Here is a 16,406-nt window from a genome sequence, read left to right on the forward strand (position 1 = left end):
TGCGGGCCCCACTTCTCCACGAACACAAAAAATAGCCCTGAATTCTACGCTATCCGCTAGCGCAGCCAGAGCCTTCGGTGGTCCGATCGGCCTATGGAGATGGGTACAATTCACGCACAGCAACCGGATCGAAACATCTCTACGATGGTGGGGCATTCCCGCGAGAGGGTCTGGTTCCTGCTGTCGCCCGTGTGGTTGCGGCGGGGGTACGGGTTGTGCCCGAGGCGTCAAACCGCACGCGCTCTCGCCGCTCAATCTGAACGATGCGACCCTCGTGCACCGTAATTTCGACCGTGCCGAATCGCATCCCGTCAAGACTCGCGGCAATTCGGTCTTTCCACTCGTCATCAAGATGAAAAGAGGCCGCCATCCTTTCCACGTCACCACCTGTCTGGGGGAAATCCTCCCGCGCCGCTAAATCAAACTAATTATATACGGATTATGGGTTTTCCGCACCTTGAATATAGCGACCCCAACGGGCGATGTCAACTGCGATTTTCGCTGCGAACACGACGGCAAAGCATAATCCACCGATAACAAAACAAAAAACCCGGCCCAAAGGCCGAGTCTGAGATCAGATCACCGGTCAGATCCAATCCGTGTCCTCATATACGGAATCAGCATCTGCGCGCGAGAGCATTTCATGGATAGCTGCGCGGCATTCATCCGCCGGAAATCCCCGGCGGCCCAAATACGCGGCCAGTTTGCGCGCCCGCACCGACGGGTCGTGATCTTTCAAGCGATTCCAATACTTTTGGGCATGCTGTCGGCAGGTATCCCGCTCCGCCTGCCGGGTCCGCTCGTCATCCATGTGGGCAGACAGAACCCGCCCCTCCACGCCCTTCTGCCGCAGTCTCCAAGACAATTCTCTGCGACTCATGCGGCCTGCCTTCACCTCGATAAAGCGGGCTACATAAGCCTCATCGTCGATAGCGCCCATCCTCTTGAGACGGGCGATAGCCCCCTCCCTAGCATCCTTCGGGTACCCCTTCCGCCGCAAATGACTTCGCACTTCAGCTTCCGTGTGCGCCCGTCTCAAATAGCGGAGAGCCGCTTCGAAAGCGGCCAATTCCTGAGCACTCCGCTCCAATTGGGCTAGCATCTCGGTGTCTACAGTCTGCCCCACCTTGAATCGTCCATCAACCCAGTCCCTGAGCGCCACGACAATTTCCGGACGATCCGCAAACTGCACGCGGAGCCAGTCGGGTTGTCCTGTCACTTCAGAGACAGACGCGATTTTCCACTCGCGGCGCTCACATGAACCGTCGGCGGGCAGCGCAGCTTCCGCAGAGTCAGGCTCCCACTTTCCGGGAATCTGCGGCTCAGGCCGCTGTGAATCCTGTTCATTCTTCAAATGCGAATCCCTCATCATCGTCGTCGGCGGCCGCAGTCACAGCAATCGGTGCCGGGTTTAAATCGAAATGGGCACGGATCTGCTGTTCGATGCTGTCCGCGATATCAGCATGATCCTTCAGAAATTGCTTTGCATTTTCCCGTCCCTGGCCCAGGCGTTCATCCTGGAATGAATACCACGCGCCGCTCTTCTGAATGATGTCCAACTCTGTGCCGATGTCGATGAGACTGCCCTCTCGCGAAATGCCTTCACCGAACATCAGGTCCACATCCACCTGCTTGAACGGCGGCGCGACTTTATTCTTGACCACTTTGATACGCATGCGGCTGCCGACGATGTCATTCCCGATTTTCAACGCTTCCGCACGGCGCACTTCCAAGCGGATGGTGGAGTAGAACTTCAGCGCACGGCCGCCGGTAGTCGTTTCCGGATTCCCGAACATCACGCCAACCTTTTCACGGATCTGGTTGATGAAGATGGCTATGGTCTTTGATTTAGAGATGGCGCCAGCCAATTTTCGCAGTGCCTGGGACATCAATCGAGCTTGCAAACCCACATGCGAGTCGCCCATGTCCCCTTCCAATTCATTCTTGGGCACCAAAGCTGCCACCGAATCCACGATGATGATGTCCACGGCGCCGCTGCGCACGAGTGCCTCGGCAATTTCCAGCGCCTGCTCACCTGTATCCGGCTGCGAAATCAACAGCTCGTCCACGTTCACGCCCAGCTTTTGCGCGTACACAGGATCCAACGCGTGTTCCGCATCAATGAAAGCCGCTTGCCCACCCCGCTTTTGGACCTCCGCCACGGCATGCAGCGCCACAGTCGTCTTACCGGAGGATTCGGCTCCGTAGATCTCGATGATTCGCCCACGCGGGAACCCACCGACACCCAGTGCTATGTCCAGGGCGATAGAGCCTGTCGGAATGGACTCCACATTCATGGAAGCCGAGGCCTCGCCCAACCACATGACAGACCCTTTGCCGAAGTCCTTCTCAATCCTTTTCAAGGCCATCTCCAGGGCCGCCCGTTTATCGTTCATCCTTGCCACCATCCTGTCTGGTCCGCCATCCCGCTGCACGGATTCAGCGTTCCCATCATTACGTACACCGGTTTTCGACATCCACTGATGATTCTCCTGTTGCCTATTGTATCAATTCCTGATGCTTATGCAAACACCTGTTCCCCTCCAACATCGAAAAAGACGCATCCGCACCCCTGCCGGGTGCGCAGATGCGTCCTGCCGGGACGTCCGGCCTCGCGATCCCCAGATTCAACGCATGCGGCTGCGCGGTTTGGCCGGCTCCAGGTTGACCCGCGAACCGTTGATGCGACTGTGACGCAACGCCTCGTACACGAAAGGAGCCGATTCTTGTTCCACTTCCACGAAAGTAAAGCGGTCAAAGATATCGATCTTCCCGATAGCCTGTCCGGGGACTCCCGCTTCTTCCGAGATGGTCCGCACCAAATCGGAAGGTCCAATCCGAGCGGCACGGCCGATGTTGACGAAGAACCGCACCATCCCTGGCTTGGCGCCCGTATCCCCAAAATCGTAGTCATCCTCTTCGCGCCCCTGCATCTCGCCAGCAGAAGCCAGTTTCAAGGCCGCGCAGGCGACATCGACCGGATCGAAATCATCGACCACCTTGCCGAGAATGGCACGATAGTGGGCGAGACCGCCCTCTTGAATCGCCTCCACCAACCGCTCGCGCCACATTTCCGCCTGCCTCTCCGCCACATCCGCCAGGGTGGGGACATCACGGCCCTCCATGTTGGCCCCTGTCTCCCGCTGAATCTGCTTCAACAGCTTAAACTCCCGCGGGGTGACCAAGGATATCGCCAAGCCCCGCTTGCCCGCGCGGCCGGTCCGGCCGATGCGATGCACGTAGGACTCTGGGTCTTGGGGCAGGTCGTAGTTGATGACGTGTGTCACGTTCTCGACATCGATGCCGCGCGCGGCGACATCGGTGGCGATAAGAAGCTCAATGTCACCGGTGCGAAATTTGCGCATAACCCTGTCCCGCTGTGTTTGGCTCAGGTCTCCATGCAGCCCGTCCGCCAGGTATCCACGCGCCAGGAGCGCTTCGGTCAACTCATCCACGCCGCGCTTGGTGCGGCAAAAAATGATGCCCAAAGAGACCTCTTCGCTGTCAATGATGCGGCACAGACTCTCCAGCTTGTTGCGCTCCAGAACTTTGTAGTACACCTGATCGATCATCGGCACCGTGACCTCGCCGCGATTGACGGTCACGTGCTCGGGATTGTGCATGTACCGACCGGCCAGTCGCTTGACCGCGGCTGGAAACGTGGCCGAAAACAAAAGCGTCTGGCGTTCCTCCGGCGTCTCGGAGAGGATGGCCTCAATGTCCTCGATGAAACCCATATCGAGCATTTCGTCCGCCTCGTCCAACACCACCATTCGGACATGGTTCAGATTGAGCGTCCCGCGACGCAGGTGATCCAGCACGCGCCCAGGTGTGCCAATCACAATCTGCACACCTTGCTGCAAGGCCCGGATTTGATGGACAATCGACTGTCCACCGTAGATGGGCAAGGTGCGAATCCGCTTGTACTTGGCGATTTTCCGAAACTCACCAGCCACCTGGATGGCCAGCTCACGTGTCGGCGTGAGCACCAGCCCCTGCACGGCTCTGTCGGTTGTCGCCATCTCCACCATGGGAATGCCAAAAGCGGCTGTCTTCCCTGTACCCGTCTGTGCCTGTCCAATCACTTCCCGCCCTTCCAGGACGAGCGGAATACACGCAGCTTGAATCGGCGACGGCTCTTCAAAACCCATGTCGTTAATCGCGTCCTGGACGCGTTTGCTCAGCGGTAAATCCGTAAATGACGTCATGTTCTCACCTTTCTCTGCTGTTCCCATCCGGAAGTCGGCTTCATTTCTCCGACGGACCATTCCCTATCCGGCGGTACACCTCCCACAGAACCCGCTTCGCGGCCCGGATGCGAATCTGCTCGCGGGAACCCCGCAGGTTCATGGTCCAGGTCCATACACCGCCCGGCCAAGCCACAGCGGCGCAAACCGTGCCGACCGGTTTTTCGCGAGTCCCACCCCCGGGTCCCGCAACCCCGCTGACAGCGGCCCCGACCGACGCTTGCAGCCGCGCTTTGACGCCCACCGCCATCTCGGCCGCCGTCTGCTCTGAGACGGCCCCGTGCGCGCCGAGCGTGGTCTCCTCAACCCCGAGCGCGGCCCGTTTGACCTCATTCTGATACGCGACTACAGCGCCTTGAAAGTACACCGAACTTCCTGGCACCGCCGTTATCATAGAGGATATCAGTCCGCCCGTGCAACTTTCTGCTAAGGCCAATGTCCACCCCGCCTCGCGCAGGCGACGGCCCACCGCCATCGGCAGCGTCTCCTCGTCTACACCGTAAATGTACGCCCCAAAGCGCCGGCGAATCTCCTCCTCCACCGGTTGAATCAACGCCCAAGCGGCGTCTTCATTGTCTGCGGCAGCGGAGATGCGTAGTAGCATTTCCCCCTCCCCCGCCAACGGAGCCAAGGTGGGATTCGCTTGTGCCAGCAGATCCGAAATCTGCGCATCCACATCTGACTCTCCGATGCCACAGAAATGGAGGACGCGGGAGCGAATCAGCTGTCGGTTGGGAAACACCTGTGTCAGTTTCGGAAGCACGGATGTCAGCAACATCGGCTTCATTTCCAACGGCGGACCGGGTAACAAGAAGTAGTGTACGCCATGCGCACAAATGTATTGCCCCGGTGCTGTCCCATTGGGGTTGGGAATCAACTCGCCGCCCTCAATGCACAACGCCTGTTTGCGGTTTTGCTCTGGCATCGGTCGTTTGCGGCCGCGGAAATAGGACTCAAGATGTTCCAGGGCAGACTGGGACAGAATCAACCGCCGGCCCAAGTACTCGGCCAGCGCTTCCTTCGTCAAGTCGTCTTCGGTGGGCCCCAATCCGCCTGTGACAATCACCGTGTTGGAACGCCGCGCCGCCTGCCGAAACACCTCGATGAGGCGTTTCCGGTTGTCACCGACTGCGGTGTGATAAAACAGAAAAAACCCTTGTTCCGCAAGGGCCAGAGAGATCGTTTGCGCGTGTCCATTAGCGATTTGGCCAAGCAGAATTTCACTGCCAACCGCAATATGTTCAGCTCGACATACCTCGCTACCCTGCACACAATCAACCCCTGACGTCGATGACGTGCTTGTTCTTAACGAAGTAATCCATTCCTGAGACCACCGTCATCACCACCATGACGTAAACCATCAAGGTATCAAACGGAAACCGGATCAGAGAGAACGGGAAGTTGTTGACAATCAAAGCGACCATCGCGATCACCTGGGACAGGGTCTTTAACTTCCCTAGTTTGGACGCGGCCAGGACGATGCCGTCCGCCGCCGCGACCAATCGCAACCCGGTCACTGCGAACTCGCGGCTGATAATGATGATGGCCACCCAGGCGGACAGACGCTGCATCTCGACGAGACTGATGAGCACCGCCGAAATGAGCAGCTTGTCAGCCAACGGATCCAAAAACTTGCCGAAATTAGTGATAATTTGTTGTTTCCTTGCAATATATCCGTCGATCCCATCTGTACTAGCTGCCAGCATGAATACGAGCGCAGCCAGGATCTCGCTGCCCGTGGTTGTCCGATGATTGATGGTGAAGGACCAAAAGTCAAACCGCACCAGAAGTAGAAACGCGATGACCGGCACAAAGAAAATTCTGGCTATCGTGATCCGGTTAGCCAGATTCAATCGCACCCACGCCCCATTCTTTGCTGCGCACTTTCCGCGCCGTGCTCACCGCACTCAGTATAGCCTACTTACAAAAAAGCAGTCAAAGTAGACCGGGCAGACGCGTACGCAGTCATGAACGAAAGTTGACAAACTGCAATGGGACAGAAAGGTCCTCTTCGCGGAGGCGCTGAATGACAGCCTGCAGGTCATCGCGACTCTTCCCGGAGACGCGCACCTGTTCCCCCTGTATGGACGCCTGCACCTTGAGTTTGCTGTCTTTGACAAGCTTTGTGATCTGCTTGGCGACATCTTGCGAGATCCCTTGCTGTATGGTCACGGTCTGCCGAACGGCGCCACCGCTCGCTGGCTCCACTTTGCCCCGCTGGAGAGCTTTCAGCGGCACTCCACGTTTGACGCACTTGCTCTGCAAGATATCGAACACGGCCGCGAGTTTATACTCATCATCCGCGAGGATGGTGATCTCCTTGCCCTCAAAATCAATGCGGCTGCGACTGCCCTTGAAGTCAAAGCGCGTCGACAGTTCCTTGTTCGCTTGGTTGACAGCATTGTCCACTTCTTGCATATCGACCTTGGAGACCACATCAAACGATGCTTCCTTCGCCATATAAACCCCTCCCGTCCAACTCCCGTACAGTAAGAATGGTGATACACCCGGGCGTCACTTTGCTGACCCAGACTTGACGATTTGCACCTCTACCCGGCCGTTGACATCCGGCAGTTTAACCGATTTGCCGTTGATTTGCAGCTGTACCGCAGACGCCGCCCCCAAAACCATGTTCAGGGAAGACTCGGCGTGCCACGTGCGGTTCTGCCCCGTCTCCAACATATCACTGCTGGTCACCACTTTGCCATCGGCGGTGACCTGCGTCCAGCAGCGAGATCTCACCGCACTGACACGAATGGTCAACGGATCGCTGGCTTGCACTACATACTTTTGCACGCCGTCCTGATAGGGCTCCGTCGTGATGGTCACACTCGGTTTGGGAGACGGCGTCGGCTTCGCTCCGCCCTTGTGAGCGGAAGAATGGTGGCTCGTTTTCGGCTGATGGCCGCCCGAGGAGGCGGTGTTGGTGGCATGTGTACCGCCTGCGGCCGTGTTCTGCGCAGCCCGCTGCGATGCCCCGTGACCATGCACATGGCTGAGGTACCACCACCCGGCTCCGAGCGCAACCAAGATGGCCGCAACGATGGCCGCCTGTCCAGAACCACTGGGGATTGAAATGCCCGGTTTGCGCGAGTGGGAATCGCGAACGGGTGCCGAACGCCTGGGTCCCGCGTCAACCGGATTCGCCCGGGCAAGGGGCATATCGTCCCGCTCCTTTTGAACGGAAAATGAGCTTGTCTGTGAAACGGTCCGGTCATCGTCGCCCCTTGTCGCCGTATCGTCAGTTGGAACTGCCGCACGGGCGCGGCGCTCATCCATTTCACGCAGCAAGGCCAAGCCGTCAAGCCCGAGAGCTTCTGCATAGCTGCGCACAAACCCGCGCCCGTATACGTCCCCGGGGAGAGATCTCCAATCCCCCTGCTCGATGGCAGACAAGTAGCGTTTACGTATCTTCGTCATCCGTTCAACCTGGTCCAGGTCCATTCCCAGCTCCTCGCGCCGCCGACGCAACGTCTCGCCCAACTCGCGCATGCCAAACCCTCCAGACGTCATGAGCCTCTATTCCTGCCAATTCGCCGCCTCTCGTTCATACTCTTCGTACAGAATCTGCTCATCCGGCTGGTGACGAAGTTCAATCAACAAATCAAACACGTTCCAGCCGAAGCGAGAATGCCGTACGAAGATGTCCGGGTGCTCAATCACAATGGGAGCCGGCATCGCCATCACCTGCTCCACCAAACGCATATGCTGCTCCCCCCCACGGAGCGTAGATACAGCCCCGTCGATGATGTACACAAACCGCTCACCACGCCAATATTCGTTCGGCAGGTCCTTGAGTATCGTTTGCCGGAGCAAAGTGGATGAGATGAAGGTCCACCGCTTGTTGGCGTACACGCTGGAGGCGACTATGGATTCCGTCTTGCCCACACGCGGCTGTCCGCGAAACCCTATCACTTGGTGCCCCGGTCGCTTCAAGATCTCGCCCAGGAAATCTACCAAGACGCCCAATTCATCACGCACAAACCGGTACGTTCGGGCTTCCGTGTCGCTCCGTTCAATAAACCGCCCGTGCCGCAGCGACATCCGATCCCGCAACGACGGCGGACGTAGTCCCGCCAACTCCACATCCTCCAGACAACTGAGGATATGGCGCAACACCTCGACATTCTCCGGATGGGTGGTTTGCAACAGGAAACCTCGGCTTTCCTCCGACAAATCGTTCAACTGCACAATATTAAACCCCAACATCCCCAACAGGGACGCCAAGTCGCCGAGAAGCCCGGGACGGTTGTTGCGGATGTGATACTGCAGATAGAATTCGTGCACGACCGATGCGCTATCCTTATTCCCATTCGACACGCGGATTCAGACTCCTTCCCAGTAGATTGCCAAAAGCCATACGGGATCATGCGGAAGGGATATCCAGATCGGACTGCCATTTCTGCTTCACTTCCGCGCTGATTGCCTGCCACTGTTTCTCCGGTACGGTCGGCTGGGCTGCAAGCGTCGTCTGAACCTGCTGCAGATCCGTAACCATATCCGCTGGCACGACACTAGGGTCAACGTCAATCTGAGGAGCTGTGTCCGCTTGTTGAACACCGGGACGCCACTTGTTCTCCTTATACGCTCGCAAATCGGCAGTCAGTGCCGATACGGGGGGCAACGTCAAAACCACCGAGTCCGCCGATGGAGTTTGCCCTAGCGGGGTCACCAGCAGACTGCCCGACAGAAGAGCCTGCTGCCGAAGCTTGGCCGGAACCTCCCCCCACACAACCACTACTCCCGGAAGCTCCGTCGAACTGTCCGCGGGCAGAGCAACCACCCTCGCCGTCGTGTTCCCGTTGTACAAGCCGGCGAGGAACGTGTGGCCGAGCGGCGCCGACGGCTCGCTCCCCGTCACGTACCAACCGACGGTGGCTAGGGAGTGGGAGGATCTCTGCATAGCAATCGATCCGGCCAGCCAGCCGGCTGCATACGCGGCCAGCCGCTGGTTGTCCACCACCTGTCGCAGGTTGTCCAGCTGCACCGATGCCGCCTTGCGGCAGATCCATTCCACCTTGAGGTCTTGGTGTCGGCGCAGGAACGACACAAAATCTGCGCTCGGTGGCTGCTCCGCAACCACCACCAACAGGGGCGGCCTATCGGCTGTACGGCGGACCAATTCGCGCGCGCGCGACAGTACCTGGCCGCGATCCGTCAACGATGTGGCCGCGATGACCAAACCGGTGGAAGACTGCAGGGCCAGCACCTGACTTTCCGACCAATGCGGCAGTCGATGGCCGACCAGGTACACAATCGCCGCCTGCTTCGTCACACTCGGGCGCATCGTCGTGAGATCGGGAGCCCCGCATCCGCCCGCGCCCAGCAGGCACAGGCAGGCTCCCAGCAGGATTGTTGTCTGAACTCTGAACCCGCGTTGCAATCGGCATACCCCTTATCGAACGGTTCTCCAACACGCTGTCCTCAGCCATCGCTGCATATTGTACCATGTTCCAGGTACCGTGTATTTCGGAAATGTCCTTGCCATTCTGTCGGCAAACCGGGATAATGAAGGCAAGAGGTGGCCAAACATGACACATTCAGGAGAACACCTGTCGGTGGCTAAGGCGCTGTACCAACTCAATTTTTATCTTGAGGTGCTCAACCTCCCGGTCACCGTGAAGGACCTGTACCAGCGTGCGTATCGACAGCGGCGGGGAGAACAGTTCGACGACCGATGGCTGGAACACCTGGAAGAAAACCCAGAGGTTGTAGAATCCTTGGATGAACCCTTCACCACTCAAACCATTATTGAGGTTTTGATGAAAACTGGGCATCAGCCTTTAGTGCGGGCATTAATGCGGGAAGTGCGCCGGCGCGACATCGGCGTCTCCCACGCCTACATGTTCGGTCATACGAAGCGGCGCTGACCGCTTTGTATGGCCGTGTCAACCTGGTCCTATTGCAGGCGGCTGACATCGACCTGAAACCAAGATGCGTTCACGCCCTGGCTATCGTCCTCAGAGCGGTTCATCTGCTCCGTAAACCAAATCCCATTCTTCCCCATTGCAGACACGCTCATCGCTTGGTAGGCATGACGTCCCAGTCCCGCACTGGCCACGATATCCCCGTCGGCAGACAGAAACGACAGTTCGCCCTGCTGGACCTTCTTGTCACTGGCGAATATCCCGGCGAAAAAGGTCTGCACGTCGGCCGCTATTTTGAACCGCTCGGCCCCTGGATCCCCAGATGCCACATTGACCGTGGCCGACACCAAGTATTCGTTTCCGTGCGGGAGCACCACCAGTTCGTCCAACCCCTGAATGCCGCCTACGTGCTGCGCCACCGCGGCTACCACCGAATCTGGAACATCCCGCACAGCGGAGGCTTGCTCACCTCCTGCTGAGTGGTCCGCTCGAACGGACCGCGCTGGCGCATCCAGCGCCAAAAGTTTATGCATCGTCGACCGCAGTTCATCACCCGCGATACCCAGCACGGTCGCAACCATCAGCAACAAACCCAGACCGCCAAGCCACAATCCACGGCCTTTTTGGGACAGCAAAGGCATGGAACGCCCCCCTCACCGCTTGTCCATGGCACGGGCGGGACGGAGGAGTCACCCCCATCCGCCTGCCGTACCGTGCCGTACATTGTATGAACCTGGTGGGACATCCATGCCTCATCGGCGACGAAACGACTCTCGGACCGCCATCCATTGTTCCTTACTGACGAGCACCTCCCGCGGCTTGCTGCCTTCAAACGGGCCGACGAGCCCATGTTGTTCCATTTGGTCGATGATTCGGGCCGCCCGCGAGTATCCGACCCGAAACCTCCGCTGGACCATGGATACCGACGCCTGTCCGCTGTCCACAACCAGATCCATCGCATCCACGAACAGGTCGTCCACATCGTTGCCGGTCTCCTCCGCCTCGCCGGCGGTATCATCCGGCTGATTCAAATCGACGGTGTATACCGCCTCCTGCTGTCGCTTGACATGCGCCACCAAGCGCTCAATCTCTTCCTCGGAGAGAAACGCCCCCTGTACCCGCACCGGCTTCGAAGCGCCCACCGGCAGGTACAGCATGTCGCCGCGTCCGAGCAGCTTTTCCGCTCCACCCATGTCAAGAATGGTGCGCGAATCGGCCATCGAGGAGACGGCGAAGGCAATGCGGCTCGGAATATTCGCCTTGATCAAGCCGGTGATGACGTCGACCGAGGGTCTCTGAGTCGCTACAATCAAGTGAATGCCTGCGGCGCGCGCCATCTGTGCGATGCGGCAAATCGCATCCTCCACGTCTCCCGGCGCCACCATCATCAGGTCAGCCAATTCGTCGATGATCACGACGATATACGGCAGCGGATCCGCCCCTTCTCCCTCCACCATCTGGTTGTACCGTTCAATATCCCGCGCTCCGCGTTCTGCGAACGCGCGATATCGATTCTCCATCTCCAGCACAACCTTCTTCAGGGCATACGCAGCTTTACGCGGATCCGTCACCACCGGCGCCAGCAGGTGCGGGATCCCGTTATACACAGTCAACTCCACCATTTTCGGGTCAATCATCATCAACTTGACTTCGTGCGGCTTCGCCTTCATCAAGATGGAGGCAATCATCCCGTTGATGCATACGCTCTTGCCCGATCCGGTAGCTCCCGCGACCAACAGGTGCGGCATTTTCTGCAGATCTCCGACGATGGCGGCGCCGCCAATGTCACGCCCCAGCGCCAGGGCTAGTTTGCTGTCGCCCTCCTGAAACTCAGGCGCCTCCAGCACCTCGCGCAAGGTGACGATGGCTACCTCCGCGTTGGGCACCTCAATCCCAATCACCGACTTTCCCGGCACGGGCGCTTCGATACGGACGTCGCGCGCCGCCAGCGCCAGCGCGATATCGTCCACCAGCCCGACAATGCGCGACACCTTGACACCAATGGCCGGCTGCAGTTCATAGCGGGTGACCGTGGGCCCACGGCTGATTTCCAAAACCTTTGCATGCACGCCGAAACTCTCCAGAGTCATCTCCAGCTTGCGCGCGTTGTCCTGCGCGTCTTTATGGCTGAACCCGCTCTTGCCACCCTTGGGCAGTTTAAAAAGCCGCAGCGGCGGCAATTGATAGTTCTCATCCCGAACCGGTGCCCCGACCGGATAGCCCACTTCGCTCTCCGCGTGGCCAGCGGCTGGCGGCGGTGACACCCCGGCCGTCTTTTTCGGTGGCGGTTGCAGGGAGGGAACGGGCGGATCGGGATAGCGCATGATGATCTGGCTCCCCACCTGCTCCATCGTGGGACCCTCCCGCGCCGCTTCGACGTCCTGTTGAGCCCGTCGTCTGGCCGCGAAATCGTGGATCACCGGCCGCCTGTCCGTGTCGGATGGGTCTCCAGAGGACGCCGCTGCATCAGGTGTGAAGGGGATCTCCGAAAACTCTCCCTCCACCACCGCCGCCGGTTGGCGCCGTCGCTTCCTGCCGCCTTCACGGCCGATGGAATTTCCTTCCCGATCCTCTGTTCGCTCCTTGCGCTGTCTTCTCTGCCCGCGGGGATGTTGCGGATCCGGACCAAACAACAAACCGAGATAGCCCTTCGTGCCCCGCCAAACCCCTTCCAAACGCTGCTCCATGAAGTCGGTGCCGCGCTGCACCACCGTGACCAAGGAGACGCCGGTGGCCAACGCCCCGCCGATGATCACGCCAACGCCCAACACCAACAAGGTGCCCGTGCCCGAGAACAAGTAATAAGCGACCGAGAAGAACGCATAGCCGACCAGCCCACCGCCGGCTCCGCTGACCTGCGACGAGTCGACTGCGGCCGGATCCATAACCAGCCGGCACATTTGTTTGATGGCCGTGATGGTGGCCGAAAACAGGGGGACATTTCCGGACGGATAGAACTTGGAGACGTTTTGATAAAACGAGTACTCCATCCCGGTCAGCCAGGTGATGAATAAGACCAGAAGCCCCATATGGCGATGATGCCACGGAAAGGTCGTCCGGCGCACCATAGTGTACACCGCCGCGTACCCTACAAACACCGGCAGCAAAAAACTCCACGAACCGGCAATCCAGACGCAGGCAATATCCAGATATTGACCCACTTTTCCCAGTCGACCCAGGGCCAGGGCACTGAGGGAAAGCAGCGCCATGCCGGTCAATTCATAGCGTAGAATTTCTTGCTTGTGCTGTTTCTTACCCACTTGTGCGCCCTCCTGTGTGCCATCCGGCACTCATTCGGACACTATTTCGCGATGTGGGGGTGCATTTCCTGCCAATCGGCCGCCAACGCTTGCCCGTCAGTCCCCAGGGTACGGAATCTCCGTTCCCGGTTGCAGGTACGGCCGCAGGTAATCCTGAGGATACGGACTCAGAACGCGCTCAATCCGCGCCTTGCCCGAGCCTGTGGGGGTCACTAACAGGTGCACCCCTTGAAAGTCGCACTCCCGGTACGGACTGACCTCGTTCAACTCGGACATCACGGCACCAAAGGGAACGATACTCCAAAACAGGCTCATTGCTTCATCCCCGATGCAGGCGCCGCCAGCCCCGCCACCGGTTGACGGGCTTTGTGCTCCGCTATCAACTGCTGCAGCTTGGCCATCGCCTTGCCGATGCCGCCGACCTCATCCACCAGGCCGTAGCGTACAGCGTCCGGTCCGACCACGGTTGTCCCGATGTCGCGCGCGAGTTCGCCCGTGTTCAGCATCAGATCGCGAAACACAGGTTCGCTGACGTGGGAGTGCTGTACGACAAAGCGGATCACGCGCTCTTGCATGCGCTCCATGTATTCAAACGACTGAGGGGCGCCGATAACCATGCCGGTCAAACGGATGGGATGAATGGTCATCGAAGCCGTCTCTGCAATAAAGGAATAATTTGTACTTACAGCAATCGGCACACCAATGGAGTGGCCGCCGCCCAATACCAACGACACACTCGGCTTGCTGAGACTGGCTACCATTTCCGAGATCGCTAACCCCGCCTCCACGTCGCCCCCTACTGTGTTGAGAATGAGCAACAAACCTTCGATTTTTTCATTTTGTTCCACGGCCACCAGCTGCGGGATGATGTGTTCGTACTTGGTGGTCTTGTTTTGCGCGGGCAGGACCAGATGGCCCTCAATCTGTCCGATGACCGTCAGACAATAGATGTTCGATTCGGCCTGCACGGGAGCGGGCTGCCCCAACGAGGCGATGGCGTTGGCGACCCCTTCCGGATTGGGGCTCTGCGCATCAGGCGCAACCGGGGCAGGCTGCGCTTCGCCGTCCATTCTCAGTGCCTGCTGGCTGTTTCCCCCTCCCGCCGCATCGGCAAGCTGACTCCCCACGTCCCCATACGTCATGTCAATCCACCCCTTCACTTGTCACCCCTGCGACAAGAGGCTCTACTCAAGACCTAGTATGGGGTGGAAGCTGCCACCGCATGCAAAAGCCGACCCGTTTAGGCCGCCTCATACCAAGTGGAACTCTCTCACGCCTCCATGATGATGGGCAGAATCATGGGCCGCCTGCGCGTCTGTTCATACAGGAAACGCCCCAAGGCGTCGCGCACCGCCGTCTTCAAGGAAGACCACTCGCTGATATTGTCCGCCACCATCTTCGTTAACGTCGACGCCACAATTTTGTTGGCCTCCTCGAGCAAGGCTTCCGACTCCCGCACGTACACAAACCCCCGCGAGATGATATCCGGACCGGAGAGAATAGTGCCGGCGGTCTTCGACAGCGTCACAACCACGACCAGGATGCCGTCCTGCGACAACAGTTTGCGATCCCGCAGCACAATGTTCCCGACATCCCCGACTCCGAGACCATCAATCAACACCATGCCGGCTGTGACCTTACCGCTCAAACGGGCGCGACCGTTGTCAAACTCCACCACATCGCCCAAATCGACGATAAAGATGTTCTCTGGCTGAACCCCGGTCGCCTCCGCCAGCTCCGCGTGGCGCAGCTGCATACGATACTCCCCGTGTACGGGGAGGAAATACTGCGGGCGCACCAGGTTCAGCATCAACTTCAGCTCTTCCTGACTGCCGTGGCCGGACACGTGCACCCCTTGATAGATGACATGAGCGCCAATCTTCAACAGTTGGTCAATCGTCCGCGCAATCGCCCGCTCGTTGCCGGGAATCGGAGAACTGGCCAGGACCACTGTGTCTCCCGGGTAGATCTCGATCTTGCGGTGAGCGGAGCGGGCCATCCGCGTCAGAGCCGACATCGGCTCACCCTGCGACCCGGTGGACAGAATCAGGACATTTTCGGGTGCAAGCTTGCTCACATCGTCGGCGTCAATTAACGTGCTGGGCTTCACATCCAGGTACCCCAACTGCATAGCGACCTGGATGTTGTTGACCATACTGCGGCCAACAGGAGCCACTTTGCGCCCCATCCGTTCAGCAATCGTCATCACCTGCTGAATGCGGTGGATGTTCGACGCGAAGGTGGCCAGAATCACGCGTCCCTCCGCCTGCGCCAGGATGTTCTCAATGGCCTTGCCCACCACTCGTTCCGAGGGAGTGAATCCTGGACGTTCGGCATTGGTGCTGTCCGCCACGAGTGCCAGCACCCCGCGCGCTCCGTATGCGGCCAACTTCTGCACATCCGCCAGCCGGCCGTCGACCGGCGTATGGTCAAACTTGAAGTCTCCGGTGTGAATCACAAGACCCTCAGGCGTATCAATGGCAAATCCCCCTGAGTCGGGAATACTGTGGTTCACATAAAAGAAAGAAACCTTGAATGCGCCGGCATCAATCACGCTGTCCCCATCGATGTTGATCAGCTTGGCTGTATCCAGCAAGCCATGTTCACGCAGCTTGCCCTCCACCAATCCCAGCGTCAACCGAGTTCCGTAAATCGGCACATTCAAACTCCTCAGGACGTAAGGCAAGCCGCCGATGTGGTCTTCGTGACCGTGGGTCAGAAAAATACCGCGAACGCGGTCTTTGTTTTCCAACAGGTATGAGATGTCCGGAATAATGGCATCAATCCCCAGTAACTCTTCTTCCGGAAACTTCAATCCGGCATCGACAACAATCATGTCATTCCCATAAGCATACACAGTCATATTTTTCCCAATCTCGCCGACTCCTCCCAGCGAGACGATAGTCAATTTTTGCTTGCGCGCCAACGTAGCACCTCCGTACTTGCGAGCCGTCCAGCTCGTACATCTGATCCACAAAAAAACACAAAAATATCCTCTCTGCGAATTGTGCCCCTGGTGTCGAAACTGGGCA

The 16,406-nt window shown here is 58.6% G+C and carries 16 protein-coding genes; 1 reads left to right on the forward strand and 15 read right to left on the reverse strand.

Going from position 1 to position 16,406, the window contains the following annotated elements:
- Positions 1–139 precede the first annotated feature (139 nt).
- The 10 genes from ASH01S_RS19440 to ASH01S_RS00240 form a co-directional block, all read right to left on the reverse strand.
- Positions 140–370 (reverse strand): YezD family protein, encoded by a 231-nt coding sequence (locus tag ASH01S_RS19440; RefSeq protein ID WP_083516675.1) that lies wholly within the window; start codon positions 368–370, stop codon positions 140–142.
- A 216-nt stretch (positions 371–586) separates the two neighbouring features.
- Positions 587–1,354 (reverse strand): regulatory protein RecX, encoded by a 768-nt coding sequence (locus ASH01S_RS00200; protein WP_067921635.1) that lies wholly within the window; start codon positions 1,352–1,354, stop codon positions 587–589.
- On the reverse strand, positions 1,344–2,396 hold the full coding sequence (gene recA / locus ASH01S_RS00205; protein WP_067921637.1) for a recombinase RecA: 1,053 nt from the start codon (positions 2,394–2,396) through the stop codon (positions 1,344–1,346). The genes ASH01S_RS00200 and recA overlap by 11 nt, the downstream gene beginning before the upstream one ends.
- A 231-nt stretch (positions 2,397–2,627) precedes the next feature.
- Positions 2,628–4,208 carry a DEAD/DEAH box helicase gene (locus ASH01S_RS00210; RefSeq protein WP_067921885.1) on the reverse strand — a complete coding sequence of 527 codons (1,581 nt, stop codon included), beginning with the start codon at positions 4,206–4,208 and terminating at the stop codon, positions 2,628–2,630.
- 40 nt (positions 4,209–4,248) lie between these two features.
- Positions 4,249–5,517: a competence/damage-inducible protein A gene (locus ASH01S_RS00215; protein WP_067921644.1), complete on the reverse strand. Its 1,269-nt coding sequence runs from the start codon at positions 5,515–5,517 to the stop codon at positions 4,249–4,251.
- A 4-nt stretch (positions 5,518–5,521) separates the two neighbouring features.
- Complete coding sequence (gene pgsA, locus ASH01S_RS00220) at positions 5,522–6,100, reverse strand: CDP-diacylglycerol--glycerol-3-phosphate 3-phosphatidyltransferase (RefSeq protein ID WP_067921647.1); 579 nt, start codon at positions 6,098–6,100, stop codon at positions 5,522–5,524.
- Between the two features lie 112 nt (positions 6,101–6,212).
- Positions 6,213–6,707 carry a YajQ family cyclic di-GMP-binding protein gene (locus ASH01S_RS00225; protein ID WP_067921658.1) on the reverse strand — a complete coding sequence of 165 codons (495 nt, stop codon included), beginning with the start codon at positions 6,705–6,707 and terminating at the stop codon, positions 6,213–6,215.
- Positions 6,708–6,761: 54 nt separating this feature from the next.
- A complete protein-coding gene (locus tag ASH01S_RS00230) occupies positions 6,762–7,739 on the reverse strand; it encodes a helix-turn-helix domain-containing protein (RefSeq protein WP_067921660.1) in 978 nt (325 codons plus the stop codon).
- A 27-nt stretch (positions 7,740–7,766) separates the two neighbouring features.
- Positions 7,767–8,567, reverse strand: a complete 801-nt coding sequence (locus ASH01S_RS00235) for a DUF3388 domain-containing protein (protein ID WP_373278532.1) — start codon at positions 8,565–8,567, stop codon at positions 7,767–7,769.
- Positions 8,568–8,613: 46 nt separating this feature from the next.
- Complete coding sequence (locus ASH01S_RS00240; protein WP_067921662.1) at positions 8,614–9,630, reverse strand: hypothetical protein; 1,017 nt, start codon at positions 9,628–9,630, stop codon at positions 8,614–8,616.
- 148 nt (positions 9,631–9,778) lie between these two features.
- Here ASH01S_RS00240 and ASH01S_RS00245 point away from each other — a divergent pair, with 148 nt between their 5' ends.
- Positions 9,779–10,117: a thioredoxin domain-containing protein gene (locus ASH01S_RS00245; RefSeq protein WP_067921664.1), complete on the forward strand. Its 339-nt coding sequence runs from the start codon at positions 9,779–9,781 to the stop codon at positions 10,115–10,117.
- A 29-nt stretch (positions 10,118–10,146) separates the two neighbouring features.
- On the opposite strand, the gene ASH01S_RS00250 is transcribed toward ASH01S_RS00245, so the two are convergent.
- From ASH01S_RS00250 to ASH01S_RS00270, 5 genes are all read right to left on the reverse strand, one after another.
- Positions 10,147–10,755: a hypothetical protein gene (locus ASH01S_RS00250; RefSeq protein WP_067921666.1), complete on the reverse strand. Its 609-nt coding sequence runs from the start codon at positions 10,753–10,755 to the stop codon at positions 10,147–10,149.
- Between the two features lie 111 nt (positions 10,756–10,866).
- Entirely contained in the window at positions 10,867–13,374 is a 2,508-nt protein-coding gene (locus ASH01S_RS00255) for an FtsK/SpoIIIE family DNA translocase (RefSeq protein ID WP_067921669.1), read from the reverse strand.
- Positions 13,375–13,470: 96 nt separating this feature from the next.
- Positions 13,471–13,689 (reverse strand): YlzJ-like family protein, encoded by a 219-nt coding sequence (locus tag ASH01S_RS00260; RefSeq protein ID WP_067921672.1) that lies wholly within the window; start codon positions 13,687–13,689, stop codon positions 13,471–13,473.
- Positions 13,686–14,444 carry a ClpP family protease gene (locus ASH01S_RS00265; RefSeq protein ID WP_067921891.1) on the reverse strand — a complete coding sequence of 253 codons (759 nt, stop codon included), beginning with the start codon at positions 14,442–14,444 and terminating at the stop codon, positions 13,686–13,688. The genes ASH01S_RS00260 and ASH01S_RS00265 overlap by 4 nt, the downstream gene beginning before the upstream one ends.
- Before the next feature lie 200 nt (positions 14,445–14,644).
- Positions 14,645–16,300 (reverse strand): ribonuclease J, encoded by a 1,656-nt coding sequence (locus ASH01S_RS00270; RefSeq protein WP_067921675.1) that lies wholly within the window; start codon positions 16,298–16,300, stop codon positions 14,645–14,647.
- Positions 16,301–16,406 lie beyond the last annotated feature (106 nt).

This window comes from Alicyclobacillus shizuokensis NBRC 103103, from assembly GCF_001552255.1.
In the GTDB taxonomy this organism is placed as follows: Bacteria; Bacillota; Bacilli; order Alicyclobacillales; family Alicyclobacillaceae; genus Alicyclobacillus_G; species Alicyclobacillus_G shizuokensis.

Bases quoted from the DNA above. Each gene is read 5' to 3' on its own strand.
- ASH01S_RS19440 (WP_083516675.1), bottom strand. From the start codon at position 370: ATGGCGGCCTCTTTTCATCTTGATGACGAGTGGAAAGACCGAATTGCC.
- recA (WP_067921637.1), bottom strand. From the start codon at position 2,396: ATGAACGATAAACGGGCGGCCCTGGAGATGGCCTTGAAAAGGATTGAG.
- ASH01S_RS00210 (WP_067921885.1), bottom strand. From the start codon at position 4,208: ATGACGTCATTTACGGATTTACCGCTGAGCAAACGCGTCCAGGACGCG.
- ASH01S_RS00225 (WP_067921658.1), bottom strand. From the start codon at position 6,707: ATGGCGAAGGAAGCATCGTTTGATGTGGTCTCCAAGGTCGATATGCAA.
- ASH01S_RS00230 (WP_067921660.1), bottom strand. From the start codon at position 7,739: ATGCGCGAGTTGGGCGAGACGTTGCGTCGGCGGCGCGAGGAGCTGGGA.
- ASH01S_RS00245 (WP_067921664.1), top strand. From the start codon at position 9,779: ATGACACATTCAGGAGAACACCTGTCGGTGGCTAAGGCGCTGTACCAA.
- ASH01S_RS00250 (WP_067921666.1), bottom strand. From the start codon at position 10,755: ATGCCTTTGCTGTCCCAAAAAGGCCGTGGATTGTGGCTTGGCGGTCTG.
- ASH01S_RS00260 (WP_067921672.1), bottom strand. From the start codon at position 13,689: ATGAGCCTGTTTTGGAGTATCGTTCCCTTTGGTGCCGTGATGTCCGAG.
- ASH01S_RS00265 (WP_067921891.1), bottom strand. From the start codon at position 14,444: ATGGACGGCGAAGCGCAGCCTGCCCCGGTTGCGCCTGATGCGCAGAGC.